This window comes from Aeromonas sp. QDB20 (assembly GCF_027707805.1).
In the GTDB taxonomy this organism is placed as follows: Bacteria; Pseudomonadota; Gammaproteobacteria; order Enterobacterales; family Aeromonadaceae; genus Aeromonas; species Aeromonas dhakensis.
In genome coordinates this window covers 12,692-32,373 of the sequence record NZ_JAPCJC010000033.1, presented here as the reverse complement: position 1 = coordinate 32,373, position 19,682 = coordinate 12,692, and the positions used below count along the sequence as shown (strand labels likewise).

The 19,682-nt window shown below is 43.6% G+C and carries 17 protein-coding genes and 1 pseudogene; 4 read left to right on the top strand and 14 right to left on the bottom strand.

Features of this window, described 5'->3' with window-relative positions; all coding sequences use genetic code 11:
• Positions 1-77: 77 nt before the first annotated feature.
• The 3 genes and pseudogenes from PG897_RS21680 to PG897_RS21670 all read left to right on the top strand — a co-directional run.
• Positions 78-317: pseudogene (locus PG897_RS21680) on the top strand (IS481 family transposase); the annotation flags it as partial.
• Positions 318-398: 81 nt separating this feature from the next.
• A complete protein-coding gene (locus PG897_RS21675; protein WP_270829399.1) occupies positions 399-1,316 on the top strand; it encodes an IS5 family transposase in 918 nt (305 codons plus the stop codon).
• Between the two features lie 70 nt (positions 1,317-1,386).
• Positions 1,387-2,061, top strand: coding sequence for a hypothetical protein (locus tag PG897_RS21670; RefSeq protein WP_270829398.1), 675 nt, complete (start codon positions 1,387-1,389; stop codon positions 2,059-2,061).
• 347 nt (positions 2,062-2,408) lie between these two features.
• Here PG897_RS21670 and PG897_RS21665 read toward each other — a convergent pair whose 3' ends face one another.
• From PG897_RS21665 to wecA, 13 genes are all read right to left on the bottom strand, one after another.
• Positions 2,409-3,575, bottom strand: a complete 1,167-nt coding sequence (locus PG897_RS21665) for a nucleotide sugar dehydrogenase (protein ID WP_270829397.1) — start codon at positions 3,573-3,575, stop codon at positions 2,409-2,411.
• 196 nt (positions 3,576-3,771) lie between these two features.
• The gene (locus tag PG897_RS21660) at positions 3,772-5,193 is read right to left on the bottom strand and encodes a phosphomannomutase (protein WP_270829401.1); all 1,422 of its coding nucleotides are present in this window, start codon (positions 5,191-5,193) and stop codon (positions 3,772-3,774) included.
• Complete coding sequence (locus PG897_RS21655; protein ID WP_270829396.1) at positions 5,193-5,933, bottom strand: WecB/TagA/CpsF family glycosyltransferase; 741 nt, start codon at positions 5,931-5,933, stop codon at positions 5,193-5,195. Before PG897_RS21655 ends, PG897_RS21660 begins: the two co-directional genes overlap by 1 nt.
• Position 5,934: 1 nt before the next feature.
• Positions 5,935-7,341 carry a mannose-1-phosphate guanylyltransferase/mannose-6-phosphate isomerase gene (locus PG897_RS21650; protein WP_270829395.1) on the bottom strand — a complete coding sequence of 469 codons (1,407 nt, stop codon included), beginning with the start codon at positions 7,339-7,341 and terminating at the stop codon, positions 5,935-5,937.
• A gap of 16 nt (positions 7,342-7,357) precedes the next feature.
• Complete coding sequence (locus tag PG897_RS21645; RefSeq protein WP_270829394.1) at positions 7,358-7,822, bottom strand: GDP-mannose mannosyl hydrolase; 465 nt, start codon at positions 7,820-7,822, stop codon at positions 7,358-7,360.
• Positions 7,823-7,851: 29 nt separating this feature from the next.
• The gene (fcl, locus tag PG897_RS21640; protein WP_442866317.1) at positions 7,852-8,814 is read right to left on the bottom strand and encodes a GDP-L-fucose synthase; all 963 of its coding nucleotides are present in this window, start codon (positions 8,812-8,814) and stop codon (positions 7,852-7,854) included.
• 12 nt (positions 8,815-8,826) lie between these two features.
• On the bottom strand, positions 8,827-9,933 hold the full coding sequence (gene gmd / locus PG897_RS21635; protein ID WP_270829393.1) for a GDP-mannose 4,6-dehydratase: 1,107 nt from the start codon (positions 9,931-9,933) through the stop codon (positions 8,827-8,829).
• A 5-nt stretch (positions 9,934-9,938) separates the two neighbouring features.
• Complete coding sequence (locus tag PG897_RS21630; RefSeq protein WP_270829392.1) at positions 9,939-10,643, bottom strand: glycosyltransferase family 4 protein; 705 nt, start codon at positions 10,641-10,643, stop codon at positions 9,939-9,941.
• A 374-nt stretch (positions 10,644-11,017) separates the two neighbouring features.
• The gene (locus PG897_RS21625; RefSeq protein WP_270829391.1) at positions 11,018-12,091 is read right to left on the bottom strand and encodes a glycosyltransferase family 4 protein; all 1,074 of its coding nucleotides are present in this window, start codon (positions 12,089-12,091) and stop codon (positions 11,018-11,020) included.
• Positions 12,045-13,334, bottom strand: a complete 1,290-nt coding sequence (locus PG897_RS21620; protein WP_270829389.1) for an O-antigen ligase family protein — start codon at positions 13,332-13,334, stop codon at positions 12,045-12,047. Before PG897_RS21620 ends, PG897_RS21625 begins: the two co-directional genes overlap by 47 nt.
• Positions 13,335-13,344: 10 nt before the next feature.
• Entirely contained in the window at positions 13,345-14,562 is a 1,218-nt protein-coding gene (locus PG897_RS21615) for a hypothetical protein (protein ID WP_270829388.1), read from the bottom strand.
• Complete coding sequence (locus tag PG897_RS21610) at positions 14,559-15,617, bottom strand: glycosyltransferase family 4 protein (protein WP_270829387.1); 1,059 nt, start codon at positions 15,615-15,617, stop codon at positions 14,559-14,561. Before PG897_RS21610 ends, PG897_RS21615 begins: the two co-directional genes overlap by 4 nt.
• Before the next feature lie 298 nt (positions 15,618-15,915).
• On the bottom strand, positions 15,916-17,010 hold the full coding sequence (gene wecA / locus PG897_RS21605; protein WP_270829386.1) for a UDP-N-acetylglucosamine--undecaprenyl-phosphate N-acetylglucosaminephosphotransferase: 1,095 nt from the start codon (positions 17,008-17,010) through the stop codon (positions 15,916-15,918).
• Positions 17,011-17,504: 494 nt separating this feature from the next.
• On the opposite strand from wecA, the gene PG897_RS21600 reads away from it, so the two are divergent.
• Complete coding sequence (locus PG897_RS21600; protein ID WP_270829385.1) at positions 17,505-18,422, top strand: IS5 family transposase; 918 nt, start codon at positions 17,505-17,507, stop codon at positions 18,420-18,422.
• Between the two features lie 3 nt (positions 18,423-18,425).
• Here PG897_RS21600 and PG897_RS21595 read toward each other — a convergent pair whose 3' ends face one another.
• Entirely contained in the window at positions 18,426-19,682 is a 1,257-nt protein-coding gene (locus tag PG897_RS21595; protein ID WP_270829384.1) for a hypothetical protein, read from the bottom strand.

Below are 19,682 nucleotides of genomic sequence, written 5' to 3'. Positions count from 1 at the left end.
GCTACACGCCGAAACAGCGCTTGGCACAGGCCGCATGACCTCTACTTTTGAGTGCTCCAAAAAATGGGGGGATTACCTGGGGACGGCTCTACACCAGCAAGCTGCCGGTGACCTCGGTTCATGTGCTCAATGAAACGGTGCTGCCGTTCTTCGAGGCTCACCAGGCACGGGTCTATACCATCCTGTCGGATAACGGGCGCGAGTTCTGTGGACGACCTGACCACCATCCCTACGAGCTGTTCCTGCAACTGGAGGGGATTGAGCACCGGACAACCAAGGTGCGCAGGCCACAGAGCAACGGCTTTATCGAGGCGTTGTTGCCCAAATCGATGCAGCTTGAATGGAACTAACTAAGGACTTGGTGATCTGATCACCACCATCCTCTTCAAGTCTGCATCATGGGCACGTCGCTTCACCCCATCACCAACTGGCCTAAATACAACAAGTCCTTGATTAACCGTGGTTCACTCACCTTCTGGGTTGATGCCGAGGCCATGAACAACTGGTTTCACCACGACCATCATGGGCGGCGGGGCCGCAGCCAGCTCTACACTGACCAGACCATCTGCACCTTTCTGATGCTCAAGGGGATTTTCAGCCTCACTCTGCGAGCGACCCAGGGGCTACTCGACTCCTTGTTCGCGTTTATGAATGTACCGCTTTGTGCCCCCGATTACAGCTGCGTCAGCAAGCGAGCACGCACAGTGACGGTCGCTTATCGACAGCCCCCAAAGGGACGCATTACCGACTTGGTTATCGACTCAACCGGGCTGAAGGTGTTTGGTGAAGGCGAGTGGAAGGTCAGAAAACACGGCGCAGAGAAACGGCGAATCTGGCGCAAGTTGCATCTGGCGGTAGACCCGGTGACCCACGATATCGTGGCGGCGGAAGTCTCGCTGGAAAATGTCCATGATGCCGAGGTGTTGCCCACCTTGCTCAACCCTCTGCGGCGTAAGCTGGGACATGTTTATGCTGATGGTGCCTATGACAGCAAAGCCAGCCATCAGCTTATCTTGCGCAAAGGGGCAACAGCCTGTATCCCGCCTCGCAAGAACGCAGGGTTATGGAAAAAGGGACACCCGCGAAATGAGGCTGTACTGGTAATGCGAAAGGAAGGGCTGGCGCACTGGAAGAAGATATCGGGATATCATCGGCGCTCGCTGGCAGAGACGGCGATGTATCGGTTCAAGCAGTTGATGGCGGGGAAAATCAGTCTGCGTAACTACAATGGCCAAGTGGGAGAAGTCATGGCGTATGTCAGTGCCATAAACAAACTGAATACCCTTGGTCTACCTGTCAGAAAGCCCCGAGTGTAGCGGTCACCTGGGGCTGGGGCAGTTGTGGCTTGATGGTTGATTTGGGAAACAACGCCCACCGGAACATAATATGCTGCTCAATAAAGAGGCAGTCGAGCATTTGGCAAGCTTGTGCCGCACGACTGACGCGAGAGAGATACGCTGTTACATCGACGACCAACGCGCAATATTTAGCGACGGCGCACAGGTGGTCTCCAGCTCGCTGGCATCACTGCGCGACTATGCGTTAAGAAAGGAGAAAAAATATACCAAGGAGGTCAAGCTGGTGATCAATATTTACGATTTTAAAGAGGACATTGAACTGTATCAAAAGATCACCCCCCTCAAAAAAGCCAACCAAGCATACCTCTACATCGACCCCACATCCGTGATGCTCGCCAGCTTACTGGAAGAGACAGGTAGCAACCGGTTTGTGCGCCACGAATACATCGAATGCGACCAGCCACGGCTCTATCGGATCAACCTAAGCGAAGTGAGTAAGGTGAAGATCAGCGATATCACCAGCGCTCGGCAGATGAAGATTTGTGTGCTGCGCGATGAACAGGGGCGGCGAAAACTGGCATTTTACAACGATCGCGATCACCAAGACCCCTATCAGAGTGTCTCGGATATCGAGCTCGCGACAGCGCAGACAGGCCAAGTCATGGACGCAAAAAAAATCTTGAGGCAATGCTCGAAGCGCAGGGGGGAATGGGGGATGCCGTTAGCCAGACAGATCTGTCTGGGTTTGCCGATGTTTGAGTAAGTTAATTTTTAACGAGCTGGTTCAAGTGAGGTTGACACGTTCCGGGATCATGCAACAGGCAAATGGGCATCAAGAAACAAGTATCCCATTTTTCGTGTCAGCCTGCTCGCGGTGAACGGTTCGCAGGTGATATGAGCAACAACCGTTGGTAATACCACTGATTCCAGGCTCAATGGGCAAGAGGTTACAGAGGGATTGCGAGAGTCTCGCATTCACTTGCTCGTGGCTTATCCATTTGAAGAGCATATGGCCTTTCAGAACACTGCAGATTAGCCCCCCTTTTATCCCCGCCCAACTGGGCGAGGATTTACGGAGAATCTGCTAATAAGCGGGATCATAGAAATGTATCAATCTGAGCCAAACAGGTCGCGAGTATAGACCTTGTCGGCAACATCGGCCAATTCAGGCAACATACGGTTGGCCAATATCACATCACAACTCTCTTTGAATTGCGCCAGATCGGTAATGACTTTGGAGCTGAAAAACTCGGGCTCGTTCAAGGTGGGCTCATAAATAACCACTTCAATCCCTTTCGCCTTGATCCGCTTCATGACCCCTTGAATAGCAGAAGCTCGGAAGTTATCGGATCCCGCTTTCATCACCAGTCGATATACACCCACTCGTTTTGGATTCTTGCGGATCACCGAGTCGGCAACAAAATCCTTACGCGTGGTATTGGAATCAACAATCGCCCGGATCAGGTTATTCGGTACTTTGTTGTAGTTGGCCAGCAGCTGCTTGGTATCTTTCGGCAAACAGTAACCACCATAGCCAAATGACGGATTATTGTAGTGGCTACCAATACGGGGATCGAGACCGATACCATCAATAACTTGGCGACTATCGAGACCATGCAGCTGAGCATAGGTATCGAGCTCATTAAAAAAGGCAACTCGCATCGCCAGATAGGTATTGGCAAACAGCTTGATCGCCTCGGCCTCTGTGCTGTCGGTAAACAGCATGGGAACATCTTTCTTGATCGCCCCTTCCAATAGCAAATTGGCAAACACGTGAGCCCGCTCGGACCGTTCACCTACCACAATGCGAGACGGGTACAGGTTGTCGTAAAGGGCGCGACCTTCACGCAAAAACTCCGGTGAGAAAATAAGATTGTTACACCCCAACTCTTCACGCAGACGAGCAGTAAAGCCGACCGGAATGGTGGATTTGATCACCATCACCGCATCAGGATTAATAGCCATCATATCCTTAACTACCGACTCCACCGTGCTGGTATTGAAGTAGTTGGTTACGGGATCATAATCGGTGGGAGTCGCAATAATAACGAAGTCAGCCCCGTGATAAGCATCTTCTTTATTAAGGGTGGCACGTAAATTGAGATCATGGCTGGCCAGATAGCTTTCAATCTCTTTATCGACGATAGGGGAGCGGCGCTGATTGATCAGCTCAACCTTGCTGGCAATCACATCGACAGCCACCACTTCATGGTGTTGCGCCAGCAAGACAGCATTTGATAACCCGACATAACCAGTGCCAGCAATAGCTATTTTCATTTTTTGTTCCATATATAACTTATACAAGCAAGTACAGATGCATAGTCGAGCTTGTCTAAAAAATAAAAATCATTAACCATGTTGCTCATATTCATTATTTGAACAACGCAAGTCGCGTCATCTTGCTTGGATGATTAGTGGTTCAATTTAAGGATTCAATAATCATCCAGCACAACTTAATCCATGGTTGAAAATATTATATGAATTCACTGGCTTGAACTTTTTCAAGTACTTGAGCAACAATATTTTGAGCTTGTTCGAATGAATTGGCTTCAGCATAACAGCGCAACTCTGGTGCATTACCGGATGGCCGCAAATGGACAATAGTCTGATTTGATAGCGATATTCTTAGACCGTCAGTAGTATCGACATTATCAACTTGCAACTCGCCAAAACCCAGTCGAGCAATCAGCTGAGCGGGTGCCGATTTACCCACCTCTAAAATGGCGAGGCTCTTTTCGATAGCAAAGTTCTGGATACGATCGCTGTGGGTAAAGCGCTGAGGCAATGCGTTTACCAGCTCGGCAATACCACTGCTTTGTGCAGCAGAGAGCACCATGAGCGCCGGTAGTACTGCATCACGAGTAGGTAGCGCCAGCAGTGGCTTGCCATTGATCTGCACATCAGAACCCAGTAAATATCCACCATTGGCCTCAAAACCTGAAATCGCATCGTATTGTTCAGCCAAATCGGCAAAGGCGGCAATCACGTAAGGCGAACCAATCCGGGTAAGAGTGACTTTACTAAATTGTGGAATAGAGCCAATCAAGGTGTTGCAACTAACGGGTATTGCCAATGCCTGCATATTCATTGCTTGAGCACACAAGACCCCGAGAATATCGCCACGCAACCACTCGCCGTTTTCATCGGCCAGCAATGGTCTGTCGCCATCACCATCGGTAGAAAAAATTGCGTCGAGTTGATACTGCTTTGACCATGCTCTGGCTTTGGATTTATCAGCTTCCGACACAGCCTCAGTGTCAATTGGCACAAAACCATCACTGCGCTCAAGTGCAATGACTTCTGCACCCAGCGCTTCGAACAAGGGCTGATAGAGATCGCGCCCCGCGCTGGAGTGCTCATAAATACCGATACGCTTCCCTGCCAGTAAATCGCTTTTAAACAAGGCGGTGTAACGTTCAATATAAAGTTCAGCTGCGCGTGGATTGACTACCAGAGAAGGAAGTGCTGGTGGCAAGGAAAATTCCACCTCCGCTGCTAAAATTGCTTGTTCGTCCGCTTTGGTAATTTCACCATCTGGGCGGTAAAACTTCAGGCCATTGCGATCAAAGGGAATATGGCTGCCGGTGACCATGATAGAAGGGATAGCTTGCTGCATTGCCACATAAGCAAGTGCGGGTGTTGGCACAACACCATAGTAGACGGCCTCTAAGCCTTGTGACTCTATTGCAGCAATACACGCTTGCGCCATGGCCGGGCTGCTTTGGCGGTTATCAATCGCAATCGCAACCTGCTGAAACTCAAAATGGCCTTGTAAGCTTGCCAAAAAAGCGTGAGCGAACGCGGCGCACGCTTGCGGAGTAAATTGAGTCACCAAGCCTCGTGCACCGCTGGTCCCGAATTGAATATTAGAGTGCGCAATTAGTGTTGATGTCATTAACATTTTTTTGCTCGTAACTTAAGGCGGTACATATCTAGTAAAAAAATAGGTGCAGAGACAAATGTACGCCTCCACAGCCTTTTGGGCTCACCAATAAGCCTTACTAACCACTCCAAATGCAAATCGATCCATATTTTTTTCGGTCTTTTTACATTGCCAGCATAGAAATCAAAAACAGCTCCAATTCCTGAAATCATTTTCCCATTAATTTCAGCATGCATCTTATGAATAAGCTTTTCTTGCTTTGGTGCTGTAAGCCCCACCCATATCACATCAGGGGAAAAATCGTTAATTAATTTAATGAAAACTTGTACATCAGCATTTGAAAACTCTTTCTTATAAGGCGGAGAATAAACAGATATGCTTACATTAGGAAACTCTACATTCGCATTCCTTATTATATCTCTTAGCACCTCATCTGTACTTCCCAAAAAAAACACCTTACCTGAAGAGTGATTTAGAACGCGCATCGTTTCTAAGTAAAGGTCAGCCCCTGCTATCTTACTAATATGATGACCGTATAGTTTATTTGCAGCCAGAACAATACCACTACCATCTGGTATTAATTCATCTGAAGCGAGAAGTGCCTGTTTAAAATCAACATCTCTTTTTGCTACCACATAAGAGTGAGGGTTAATAGTATTAACAACCCTTAAACTATTACCATTCAATGAATCTAGAACAATAGTACTAACATTCCTAGTGGAAACATTGTATCCAAGAATATTTATAGACATGCTAGTACCCTACTCCATATTCTTCTAAACGAACGATATCATCTTCGTCAAGATAACTACCTGAACGCACTTCAATCAGATGTAAATCGACCTTGCCAGGGTTTTCAATGCGATGTGCCGAACCCAATGGGATAAAGGTCGATTGGTTCTCACTAACCAAATAGCTTTTATCGCCATTGGTCACTTTAGCGGTACCTTGCACCACCACCCAATGTTCTGCTCTATGGTGATGCATCTGCAGAGCGGTTTTTTCCCCAGGTATGACTCGTAAATATTTCACATGAAAACGCTCGCCTTCGGCGATTTCATCGTGTGATCCCCAAGGGCGATAGACTTCCCGATGCTGCTCACATTCACGGCGATTTTGTGCTTTTAATTTGTTAACAATATTTTTGACATCTTGCACTTTATCTTTATTGGCGACCAAGACAGCATCTTTGGTTTCAATAATCACCAAGTTATCGACACCCACCGTCGAAACCAGCTTATTTTGCGCATAGATATAGCTATTGCAGGTTTGTTCCAGCATCACATCACCGACAACGGCATTCCCTTGCTGATCTTTGTCTGACACTTCCCACAAGGCACTGAATGAGCCGACATCACTCCAGCCTGCATCCATCGGTACCACGAGTGCATCTTGGGTTTTCTCCATCACCGCATAATCAATGGAATCGTCCGGACATTCAGCAAATTTATCTTCGGCCAAACGAATAAAATCAAGATCTGCTCTTGCACCTTGCATCGCTAATTCACAGGCTTTTAAAATATCAGGGCGATGGGCTTTTAGCTCAGCTAAGTAGCGTGAGGCTTTAAATAGGAACATACCACTATTCCAGTAGTATTCTCCCGAATTGAGGTACTGTTCTGCGGTGGCGAGGTTGGGTTTTTCGACAAACTCCGCGACGCGATAGGCGGATTCACCAACAGACTCACCTTGCTTAATATAACCGTAACCAGTTTCTGCTGCAGTCGGCACAATGCCAAAAGTGATGAGCATACCTTGTTCTGCGGGTGCCATCGCCGCTTCTACCGCTTGCACAAAAGGCATTTGGTTTTGCATTACATGATCGGCTGCCAAAACCAGCAACAACGGATCTTGTCCATTGCGCATTGCTTGTAGCGCCGCAAGAGCAATGGCTGGAGCGGTGTTACGACCAACAGGCTCTAAAATAATACCGCTGTGCTTTAAACCTTGCTGACGAAGTTGCTCTGCAACAATAAAACGGTGCTCTTGGTTACAAATTAATACTGGTGCCTGATGGGCTAATCCATCTAAACGTAGTACTGTGTCTTGTAACATGGTTTTATCGCTAGCCAAGCTGATAAATTGTTTAGGATATAAACTGCGTGATAGCGGCCAAAGACGGCTACCAGAGCCACCCGCAATAATTATTGGTAATAACATGACCGTTACCTACTTTTTATTTATAGATATCTGAAAAATACGCTTTGGTATTGCGATGAACTTGCTCTGAATTGAGCAAATCCTGTACATCCCACCACTGATAGTGTTGATGCTGCTCTGCAGGGAGCGAATGAAGATCAAGATCTAACGTGAGTTTGTAGCCTAATACCACATAGTGGGTAGTGAAGCCCATCCCAGAAAAGTTGTCACTATATAGGTGTTGATAAGGGCCGAGAAACGTTGCCTCGACCAAAGGGACGGGGCGCCCCAGTTCGACTTGAGCTAAACGCAAAAAAGCCTGTTCAAAGGTTTCATCTTTGCCAATACGACCACCGGGAACAAACCAAAACCCTTGCGCGGGTCGGTTGGTTCTTAACCCTAACAGAACTTGACCATGAAGATTGCGAATGATCAAGTCCATAGAGACCAGAGGCGTAGCGGCAACGACAGTTTTAAAGGTTTCTTCATCCAGTCGTTGCATCTGTTTTTACCTATTACCGATTCTCTAGCCTATTTGCGGAAGTTTTCTTGATTGGCCAAGTACCACTGGTAAGTCTTGGTTAACCCTTGTTCAAGGCTTACTTGATAACGCCAGCCTAACGCCGCCAAGCGTGATACATCCATCAATTTGCGTGGCGTCCCATCTGGCTTGCTGCTATCAAAGACCACTTTGCCTTCAAAGCCAACCACCTTGGCCATGGTTTCGGCCATTTCGCGAATCGTGCAATCAACGCCCGTACCAACATTAATGTGTGACAACATCGGTTCGGTATTTGCCTTGTAGGTCTCTTTATCCAGTTCCATGACATGAACAGACGCCGCAGCCATATCATCGACGTAAAGGAATTCACGCATCGGTGTGCCTGTACCCCAAACCACAACCTCGGCATCACCACGAAGTTTTGCTTCATGGAAGCGACGTATTAATGCTGGAATAACGTGCGAGTTTTTTGGGTGGAAGTTATCATTCTCGCCATATAAGTTGGTCGGCATCACGCTGCGGTAATCACGGCCATATTGGCGATTATAGGACTCACACAATTTAATTCCGGCGATTTTGGCTATCGCATACGGCTCATTGGTGGCTTCTAAAACACCTGTCAACAAAGCAGCTTCCGTCATCGGCTGAGCAGCCAACTTAGGGTAGATACAAGAAGATCCTAGAAACAGCAAATGTTGCACGTTATTCAGATGCGCAGCATGGATAATATTGCACTCTATTAACAAATTTTCATAGATGAACTCCGCAGGGTAGGCACTGTTGGCATGAATACCACCCACTTTAGCCGCTGCCAAGTAAACCTGATCAATTCGCTCAGTAGTAAAAAAATCATTAACTACACTTTGATTCAGTAAATTCAAATCACTGCGCGAGCGTGTAATAACCTCAATATCACTACGAGCTAATAGTTGACGTACAATCGCCGAGCCAACCATGCCATTATGGCCAGCAACATAAATTCGTTTTTTCACAATCAATACCGCTTAGTTTTCTAAAGAAATGGCCACATCAAAACCATGTTCAATTAAAAGGGCGTGTTGTTTGGCCTTGGCAAGGTCTGCAGCAACCATTTCAGCACACATCTCTTCAACCGTTATTTCAGGCACCCACCCTAGCTTTGCTTTGGCTTTACTTGGATCGCCTAGAAGCGTTTCTACTTCGGCAGGGCGGAAGAATTTCGGGCTAACACGAACAATCACGTCACCCACGTTCACTGCGGGAGCTTTATCATTATCAACCGCAGTAACTGTAGCGATTTCATCCAAGCCTTTACCGGAGAACTCAAGCTCAATACCTGATTCTTTGGCAGACATACGCACAAATTCACGAACCGAAATCTGTTTGCCCGTCGCAATGACAAAATCATCGGCTACGTCTTGCTGAAGCATCATCCACTGCATGCGAACATAATCCTTCGCATGACCCCAGTCACGGAGAGCATCCATATTTCCAAGGTGTAAACATTCTTCCAGACCTTGAGAGATATTTGCGATGGCACGTGTAATCTTACGCGTTACGAATGTTTCACCACGACGTGGTGATTCGTGGTTAAACAAAATACCGTTACACGCATACATACCATAAGACTCACGATAGTTCACTGTAATCCAATACGCATACATCTTCGCGACAGCATAAGGCGAACGTGGGTGAAACGGTGTAGACTCATTTTGTGGGATTTCTTGGACCTTGCCATAAAGCTCAGAAGTAGACGCTTGATAAAAGCGGGTTTTCTTCTCTAAACCATTGATACGGATTGCTTCCAATAAACGAATGGCCCCCATTGCATCAACATCCGCCGCATACTCTGGTGACTCAAAAGAAACCGCCACATGAGACATTGCCCCTAGGTTGTAGATCTCATCTGGCTCAATTTCTTTTACTAAACGAATCAGGTTGGATGTATCAGTCAAATCGCCATAGTGTAGATTAACATTTGAATTACCATTACAAATTTGATCAATACGCTCAGTGTTATAAGAGGAAGCTCGGCGTATAATTCCGTGTACTTCGTATCCCTTATCCAACAAAAGCTCAGTCAAGTAAGAGCCATCTTGACCTGTAATACCTGTGATTAATGCCTTTTTCATTCTATTTACCAACCTCTAAGCTCAAAAATATCGTCAAGTTTTTTTATGAAGACATCTCTAGTATATTTACTTTTCCAACGAAACTTACATTCGTTTGAGTAATAATATCTCCCGTTTCTTATAACAGTCTCGATAGAAGTTTTAAATTCCGAAAAGTCACAACAAAAACCCACAGACTCATCAATCATTTCACTAATTGCTCCTGTATTAGTCGCTACTATCGGTAAACCAACGGCTAATGATTCAATTATCGTCAGTGGCATTGCCTCTGAATAGCTTGGAATTACAAGCACATCCGCAACGGAGAACAGTTCCTTTTTTTTCTCACCTTCAACTCTCCCTAAGAATTTTATCTTTTCACCAAAATAATTCTCTATATCACTCTGCAAGATTTTTTGTTTTGATAAATCTGAAAACTCACCTGCAAATAAGTACCTAAAGTTGTCATTTTCACATTCCTTTGCTAATTCGAGTAACCTGTAGGCACCTTTATCTTGAGAAATATGCCCAATATAGACTATGTTTTTTTTCTCATTGTATTCAGTCTTATCACTCGAAGAGAATGAGCTATAGTTTGGCAAAATATGAAGTAACTTTGGATTAAAACGAGCACCATAATCGCCTGCAAGCTTCGAAGATAGCAAAATAACTTCCACTTTAGAGAAAATATGCATCCAAATATATTTTAAAACCCTATTATTGTTTAACATTAACGGTTGCATATGTATGTGGCAGAGGATTCTCTTTCTCGTCACACGACTATATAGAATAAGAAAATATATTATAATCATATCACGATATATAGCCTTCCCGCTGAGGCTAGGGGTTGTGTATATCAACCCTGGCGAAAATACAATTAGTACCCACATAACCTTTAACAGCAAAAAAAGATTAAAGAAAAACCCGTGAATACCTAAACCTTTATTTATGTCCGATATACTAAATGATGAATTAACTTTGATAAATCTAACATCATTATTCAATGAAATGTGATTATATATGTCATTGCCAATTGATGCTGCGCCGTGAAATGGTGGTGGACGATGCCCCAAGAATAATATTTTCTTCATACTAAAATTAAAACCTAAAATAACGAGTGAATAGCAGATATGAATTTTTTCGCAGAAACATGATGAGAATATTCATTATCTAATATCTCATCAACAATGGCTAAGTTCTGCCCACTAGAACCTTCGATAATACTTATCATTCTATTAGTCCACAAAGCAGGATCTAAGTCTAATATGCTCCCTGTTGCACCCTCTCTGATTAGATCGTCTGAAGCCCCACAATATGGGGAACATATTACATTACAACCTGAAGCCAAAGCCTCGTTTGTTACAACCCCCCAAGCATCTAATTTAGTAGGGAACAAGAATACTCTTGTATTACCCAGTACTTCAGCTATCCCTTTTTGGTCTAGTGGGCCTACTAGTTCGATATTAAGGTTATGCATTGCTATCTCTTTCTTAACAATAGGCTCCAATTCGCCACTGCCTATTATAACGCCGCTATAATGACTTGGCATTTTCTTTGCCATTTCAATAACGAATAAGGGATTTTTCCTATCCACCAAACCTACACTACAGTAATCATATTTTCTAGAAGAGTATTCAACACGCCCTAACCTAAAAATACTATTTTCAACCGATAGGGGAACCCTAAATACCGAATTTAAAGATCTTGAATATTTACTGAATAATTCTACACCACTATTACTTGCCGCGATACTTGCATGAGAGCTAATGAAAACCAATCTTCTAACAAATTTATGTATACTAGATATATTTTGCTCTGTATAAATCGTGCCATCTGTCATTACTACAATTTTCTTCCTGTAAAGCTTAGCATATAAAAAAGCATATAAACTTGTTAAATTAAATCCGCACAATACAATAACATCCGGATTTTCTCTAATTAAGTTTGGAATGACATCCGGGTTATTGTGCCTGAAATTCACATCATCACCCTTTACTTTCTTCATATTTTCAGAAAGAAATATCTCTTTATAAGACCCTGCTGCAACTTCCCAACTCCGATTCGACTCTCTTCTAGTGCTATAAATCAGATCAAGTTCAAAATGTCTGGAAACAATATTATATACTGGTTGCCTATACGGTGTAGGCATATTGGTTATTATTGCCACTTTCTTTTTCATTAGCCCCCCCAAGTATAAATAGAGTCGCGCAAGCGATAGATATAATTCCGTGATTATATGTTAAAATGGACCATGTTAATGAAACTGGGATCATCCCATAAAGAAAATATATAAAGACTTTACCTTTAAGGTCAACAGCCAATTTATTCAATCTGGAAACGTACAATAAATATAAAAAGACAATCGAAATTAGTCCGAGGAGACCAAACCTAACGAGGATATCTATATATCCAGCATCAATGGTTGCTAATCTCTTGTCGTGTAGGCCTATTGACGAACCATTAAATATAGCTCCTAGTGAACTATCTTCATGGATAAAGCCGTATCCCAGAATTGGCTCTTGGTAGATGTAATCAAATCTATATTGATTGATTAAAAATCTTGAAGCAATTGAACTGCTCTCACTGACGATATTTTCAAATACATTTTTATTTGAAATTAGCGCATATCCGGAAAATATTAAAATGGCACTTGCGGCAATGGATACCTTCAACGTCCTTGTAATCTCAACTCTTTTGTATAACCAAGCAACGCAGAATATGATGAGAAATAGTAATGTTATAGACATGTGAGATTGAAGAATAACACCCATGAATAGCAGAAATCGCATTGTACTACGAAGGTATGGATTTCTTATTACGGTATTATCCATTAATAAAAAATACGCAAACAATATAAACATTGGATATTTGATATGAATATTCTCACTAAATGATATTGTACCATTTGGATTAACTGGTAAATAGCCTGGAGGGTAAATTTTAAAAGAGGCAGCTGCAACAACATATATCGACAGAAGCAGGCCAATAAAAACAACGCTTTTTTCCACGATTAGCTTATTTATTTGTTTGTACTTTATCAAGACAAACAATAAAATTGTATATGATACAACCTGTTTTCCGTCAGTTATCGCTAATTGTAAACCACTATTTCCATCTACAATAGGTTTTGCTACCCCATAAATAAAAAGCATTGCCATTAGAAATGGGAATATATTCAACTTATTCATTTTTTTAATTTTTGCAGTAAATAAGATAGATATGATAACTTCAACAAATATGGATATGCTCACAAAAAACAGTATATTTTCCGGAGTCAATGGTTTTAGTACTTCATAGGGTATTACCCCCAGAAATCCACTTAGTATAAATATACAAAATAGAAAAAACTCAGTCGGACGATAATGCGCAACAAATGCTATAGCTATTATGGAAATAAACGACAGTAATAATTCCGTGATCATATATTTAAACTTATCGTAATAACTTGAACATCAAGAAAAATGACATGGAGGAAAATAGGTATGGTAACGAAATCAAATATGAAATCCCAGTTTGGTCTAAAAATATAGTCCCTCCAGTCATTTTGTTTATAAAAATGATTAAAAACAATGCTATCAAAATAACTATAGTTGCTATATTGTACTCTAGAAATCGCTCTTCCACCCACATAAAACGTGATATAGGTTCAACAGACGCTTTAATTCCGAAACATACAACAATAATCACGATCGGATGTAGGTAATCTTCTACATCTAAATTTAGGATGGGAAAAATAGTCTCTGAATAGACATTCAAGAACAAAACAACTATTGCGGTGCTAAAAATCGTTATAAGTAAAAGGTTATTAATTGTAGATTTTTCATTTTTGTTGACCCGATTACTGTTAACCAATCTATATAGTAGAGGAATAGAAAAAGAGTTGAGTCCAGATGTAATAGCATTTGCTATTTTCAAGTATATATCTAACACTCCAGCCAATGCGGATCCAGATATATCAGTGACAAAAATTCTAACTAAAGGTTGAAAGGCGGTATGAATTATAGAAGCTACGGAAATTTTCATTCCCTTATTAGAATACTTGATGGCTTCTTTAAAATTTAAATGCTCAATTTTTGTTTTGCATTTTTTATTTAAAAATATAAAACCTAACATCATACAAAATACAGATGACAAAGCAGCGCCAATCGCTGCAATTTCAACCTCTGCAGTTAGACTGTATGACAAATATGAGGCTAAATATAATAGTATAGTTTGGATTAATGAAGTTAAGTTTACTGCGGTTATCTTTCCGTTAGATTCAAGTATAGCTTTTAGTATGCCAATAGCATTCATTGAAAAAACAATGGCGAAACATAAAAAAAGAATAGTCAACACATCATCAAAATAGCCAAGATAATAAATAACAGTAAATCCGATAATTATCACAGGGACACTAAGAACAAGAGATAATTGTACTACAGATGATATAACTTTCTTCTTCTTTTCTATATCTTTTTCTAGAATTATAGCCTTTGTTAGGCCCATATCAGTGAAGGAAGCAAGACCGTATAATATAAATATTGAGCTCCAAACACCATAATATTCTATGCCCATGTTTGAAATTAAGAGAGTGGAAAATATTCCAATAGCTACTATACTTCCGACAACGTTTAACATTGAAGTTAATACACCATTTCTATAGTAACTCATAGACTTCCCAACACTAAAGATATATTTTTAAAGTATTTTTCCTTTGTATATTCCTGCTTAACCTTCTCAATTCCTGCTTGCGCTATTTCCCTCTGTTTTTCGCCATCTAAAAGTAATAATCCTCCCACTTTTATAGCTAGAGATTTTGCACAATTGGCCTCAAAATGAAAACCATTAACGTTGTCATCAACTATTTCAACATTCGCGGATCTATTTGCTACAAACGTCAACTTACCAGCAGCCATTGCCTCTACAGTTGCTATACCAAACCCTTCATGCGTGGCTGTGTTTACATATATCTGACATTTACTGTAATAGTTATCAAGGTCCGTTTGATACCCTTCGAAATATACTTTCACACTATCGTTAATTTCTATTTTACTTAGGTTTATTCTTTCGTCTCCATCTCCAACAAAGTATACATTCACTGCAATATTGGAGGCTTTACTTAATATGTTTGCCGCATGGATGATTATCGATTGATTTCTCCAAGCTACTAGACCACCCACATGAAGTATATTAATTTCTCTCAACCCTTTTTCGACTAAATTTATTTTTGGTAAACTTCTGGATTTGAATGGATTGTAAATTACTATCGGATTTAGTTCTTTACCGTATTCGGATATATACGTCTTTGCTGTATAGTTTGAGTTTACAACAAATTTTTTATTTCTGAGTATATACTTCTCTATTTTCCTATGTATGTTCCTAGGCTTTAAATCTGCAGGGCCATGTTCATGATGAAAACTTTTAATTTTCATACCTAATGATGCTACCTCAAAAAAAATCAAGCTTCTTGTAAAATGTGTCACTACATAGTCTGGAGATATATCACTTAGTTGTTTTCTAATTTTTAATATCGCGCCAATCCCAGTGTCATTTAGTGCAATTATTTTCACACCTAATTTTTCAAATTCTTCGTTCATTTTTGAGTAGTTCAGGCAGATTATATAACAATCAAAACCATTAACAGACTCTTCACATAGGTAGCGTAGTTTATTTGATGTACCACCAATAGGCTCCAACACCTCAACAATATGTAGAATTTTTTTCATTTTTCTCGAATTCACTTATAAAGGTTTCAGGACAAAATTCTATTTTTTAAATTACATTAGCTGTGCTGCCGATATATAAATGCAATGTATATACATTAATGCTACAATATAATTTTCTTGATGCTGTCGATATCCATGCTTATGTCCTCAAAAAAAGAGCATAAGATCACACCACGATCTTCGGGGTCAACAACTGGAGCAATTGGAACAACAAACGTTCATGATCTTGCCCTGGTTTACCGCCCAGGGAAAAATTACGCCCCCCGCCCTGCAAGGACTTGCAAGAGATACTCATTTTTTAGCTTTTGATTCGCGCAGAATCAGAAGCGGGTGCTTTTAAGCCTTTCACCCACCGCCCCAATCTCCATGCATGAGCCAGACAGAGCGAATAAGCCGCAAAGACGAGTAGATACAGCACCATCATCAGCCATTCCGGGACTTTAGCTTGTTCAGCCACAATACCGAAGAAAACAATACCCAAATTGGCAACAACGATTAGCAGCAGGGATTCGCGGGGAGTAAAACCGGCGTGCAACAAAATATGGTGCAAGTGATTGCGATCCGGGCGCAGAGGTGACTGGCCTTTATGAATACGGCGGATCATAACCCCGACCATATCCATCAGCGGCAGGCCGATCAGCCAGAGCGCAGTGACCGGGCGAAATGCCGGTACCAGCTCGTGATGCTGCGAACCAAACAACACCAGATAGCCGATGATAAAGCCGAGGAACATGGAGCCGGCATCGCCCATGAATATCTTGCGTTTGAAGGGGGGTACATTGAGGTTCATCACCAAATAGGGAACCAGGGCAACGGTAATGACCAGACAGATGTTAGCCATCATCGGCATAGAACTACCGAACAATACGTAAAGCCCAATCAGCGAAATACCAGCCATGCTGCCCGCCAGGCCATCGATGCCATCCATCATGTTGTAGGCATTGATGGCGGCGCACACAGCAACGATGGCAATCAGCAGATCCACAAATGGAATGGTCAGATTACCGATACCAAGCACATCACCAAACTGGTGAAGACTGATATCGGTCGACAGGCAAAGAGCTAGGGTGAGGAAGGCCTGTAGGACAAGCCGGAGTATCGGCGAGATATCTTTCGCATCATCGATAGCGCCGATGACCACCATGCAAGCTGCACATGCCAGCATGACGTTAATGATCGCACTATGGGTGGGGAACGTAAAAAATACGCTGAGACATACACCAATGCATACAGCAATACCGCCAATCAGCGGAATAGCGCCTACATGATGTTTACGTTGATTAGGTAAATCAACAAGTTGCAGTTTGCCAGATATAGGAACCAAACACGCGATAGCCAGTGCAGTGCCAATAAATGCAAATAAGCAAGACGCAAACATTCCATGTACAGTCATAATGTGATGTCCATAAAATAAAAAAATATAAACAGGGGTATATACAAAAGGGTGATTTGTATACTAAGGACTATCATTGGTTGGCAGATAATTTTTTCATCTTGCAGTATTCCATTACTGGAGCAGATATGATTACAGCGTGCCCCCTTAAATGAGCTGCTGTATAAACGTGCATGAAGCAAAACGCCAATCAAAAGGCATGGCTACCGCATGACGCAAACAATAATTATGCATCCAAAAAAAATACTGCCAATTAATCTTTTTTAACTGTATCAGACAACAATGCGTGCAATTAATATAAAAAAGACATTAAAATATTTTAAAATCATTCACAGCCCATCCACTTAACAAGACCGCTTGAATACACATCGTGGAGAAAATTGAAATCAACAAACATGATAAAAACGGCGTTGTTTCCCAAATAGATGCAGTTTGAATGGAACCAACTAAAGACTTGGTGATCTGATCACCACCATCCTCTTCAAATCTGCATCATGGGCACGTCGCTTCACCCCATCACCAACTGGCCTAAATACAACAAGTCTTTGATTAACCGTGGTTCACTCACCTTCTGGGTTGATAACAAGGCCATGAGTAACTGGTTCCATCACGACCATCATGGGCGGCGGGGCCGCAGCCAGCTCTACACCGACCAGACCATTTGTACCTTCCTGATGCTCAAGGGGATTTTCAACCTCACTCTGCGGGCCACTCAGGGACTACTCGACTCTCTGTTCGAGTTGATGAATGTGCCGCTGTGCGCACCGGACTACAGCTGTGTCAGCAAGCGCGCTCGCACGGTGAAAGTGTCCTATCGACAACTCGCCAAGAGGCGTATCACCGACTTGGTCATCGACTCAACCGGGCTGAAGGTGTTTGGTGAAGGCGAATGGAAGGTCAGAAAACACGGCGCCGAGAAACGGCGAGTCTGGCGCAAGTTGCATCTGGCGGTAGACCCGGCAACCCACGATATCGTGGCGGCGGAAGTCTCGCTGGAAAATGTCCATGATGCAGAGGTGTTACCGACCTTGCTCAATCCACTGCGGCGCAAGCTGGGACGTGTTTATGCGGATGGCGCCTATGACAGCAAAGCCAGCCATCAGCTTATCTCGCGCAAAGGGGCGACAGCCTGTATTCCGCCCCGCAAGAACGCAGGGCTATGGGAAAAGGGACATCCAAGAAATGAGGCTGTGCTGGTAATGCGCAAGGAAGGGCTGGCGCACTGGAAGAAGATATCGGGATATCACCGTCGCTCGCTGGCAGAGACGGCAATGTATCGGTTCAAGCAGTTGCTGGCGGGAAAAATCAGTCTTCGTAACTACAACGGCCAAGTGGGAGAAGTCATGGCGTATGTAAGCGCCATAAATAAACTGAATACCCTTGGCCTACCTGTCAGAAAGCCCCGAGTGTAGCGGTCACCTGGGGCTGGGGCAGTTACTGCTTGATGGTTGATTTGGGAAACAACGCCGTTCCGGTGCATAGCCCACGGGCAGCGCGAAAGCATGGAGATCGTTGTCGCGCTCAATGCGGATCTTTTGTTGATCTCGGTCGATTTCAAAGGTGTCAAAAGGCCGATGGGTATCGGCTACCTCCCGCATCACCCGCGCTGAGTCGACCGGCATCCTGATGTCGATCGCTGTCAGTAATGTGTTCAAAAAGGTCAGATGCTCCGCAATTGCGGCTTTGGCTTGAATGTAGATCCTGGAGCCTTGGGCCAGCAGGCTATCGATGCGTGGATACTCACTGTGGCGTTCATAGTGTACCGCGAGGCTGATAGTCTGATCAGCGCTTGCGCTAGCCATCTCCTTTTGCCACAGCGCTTTGAACGCGCTGGCACATAGTGCCCACTGTCCGACTTTAAGTCCCCACTCTTGCTCGTGCGAGATCATCACCACATTTGGAAAATCGCAGTCACCACCGATGATGGAGTCAAAAAACGTGTTCAGTGGGCCCATCAACAGATCGGCAGGCTGATGCGTGGTGAATTGGATCTGCAGGTGGGTGCTGCCCTCTGGAATGATCTTGCGAGAGACCTGATCGTGGCGATGGGCAAAATGTTGGCGAACCAAGTCATATTTGGCACTTTTAAGACTTTTACGGTTCTGGAGCTGGCGCAGGGTGGCGAAGGACTGCGCCGTTTGGCGGTTACAACCACAACGAAACAGCCATGTCAGAGAAGCATCCGAGCCTCTTGCTTTATTCGCGGTGGCTTGCGGTATGCCAAGTATGCCAAGTATGCGTAATGCCCGAATGGTGGGCGCATCGAGTATCAATCCACCGTGCTCACCCAGTGACTTCCAGGCCCTGCTTAGCGTGTTCATATCAAGGGTGCCGTTGGCTAACCGGTGTAGCACCTCACCATTGAGCAGTTCAAACTGAGAGCCTTGTTGCCAATGCCTGGGCGCGTTACTCAGCCAGCATCGTAGCCACTCTTGTGCGTCTGTGCTGCTGCTCAGTGTTACTGGCACCGCTTTGGGCACTATCTTGGCAAACAATGCTCTTTCACTGAGAGTGGGAGAAAATGCTTTTTTTGCCTGATTTGATAGGTCCGCATAACCTGGGCACAACCGTGACAATACCCGCGAAACACCATTCGAGTGGGCTGACATTCCAAGGACATAGCGCAGTTCATCTCGGGAGTAGAGGCGATGACGCGGCCAAAATAGCGGCAT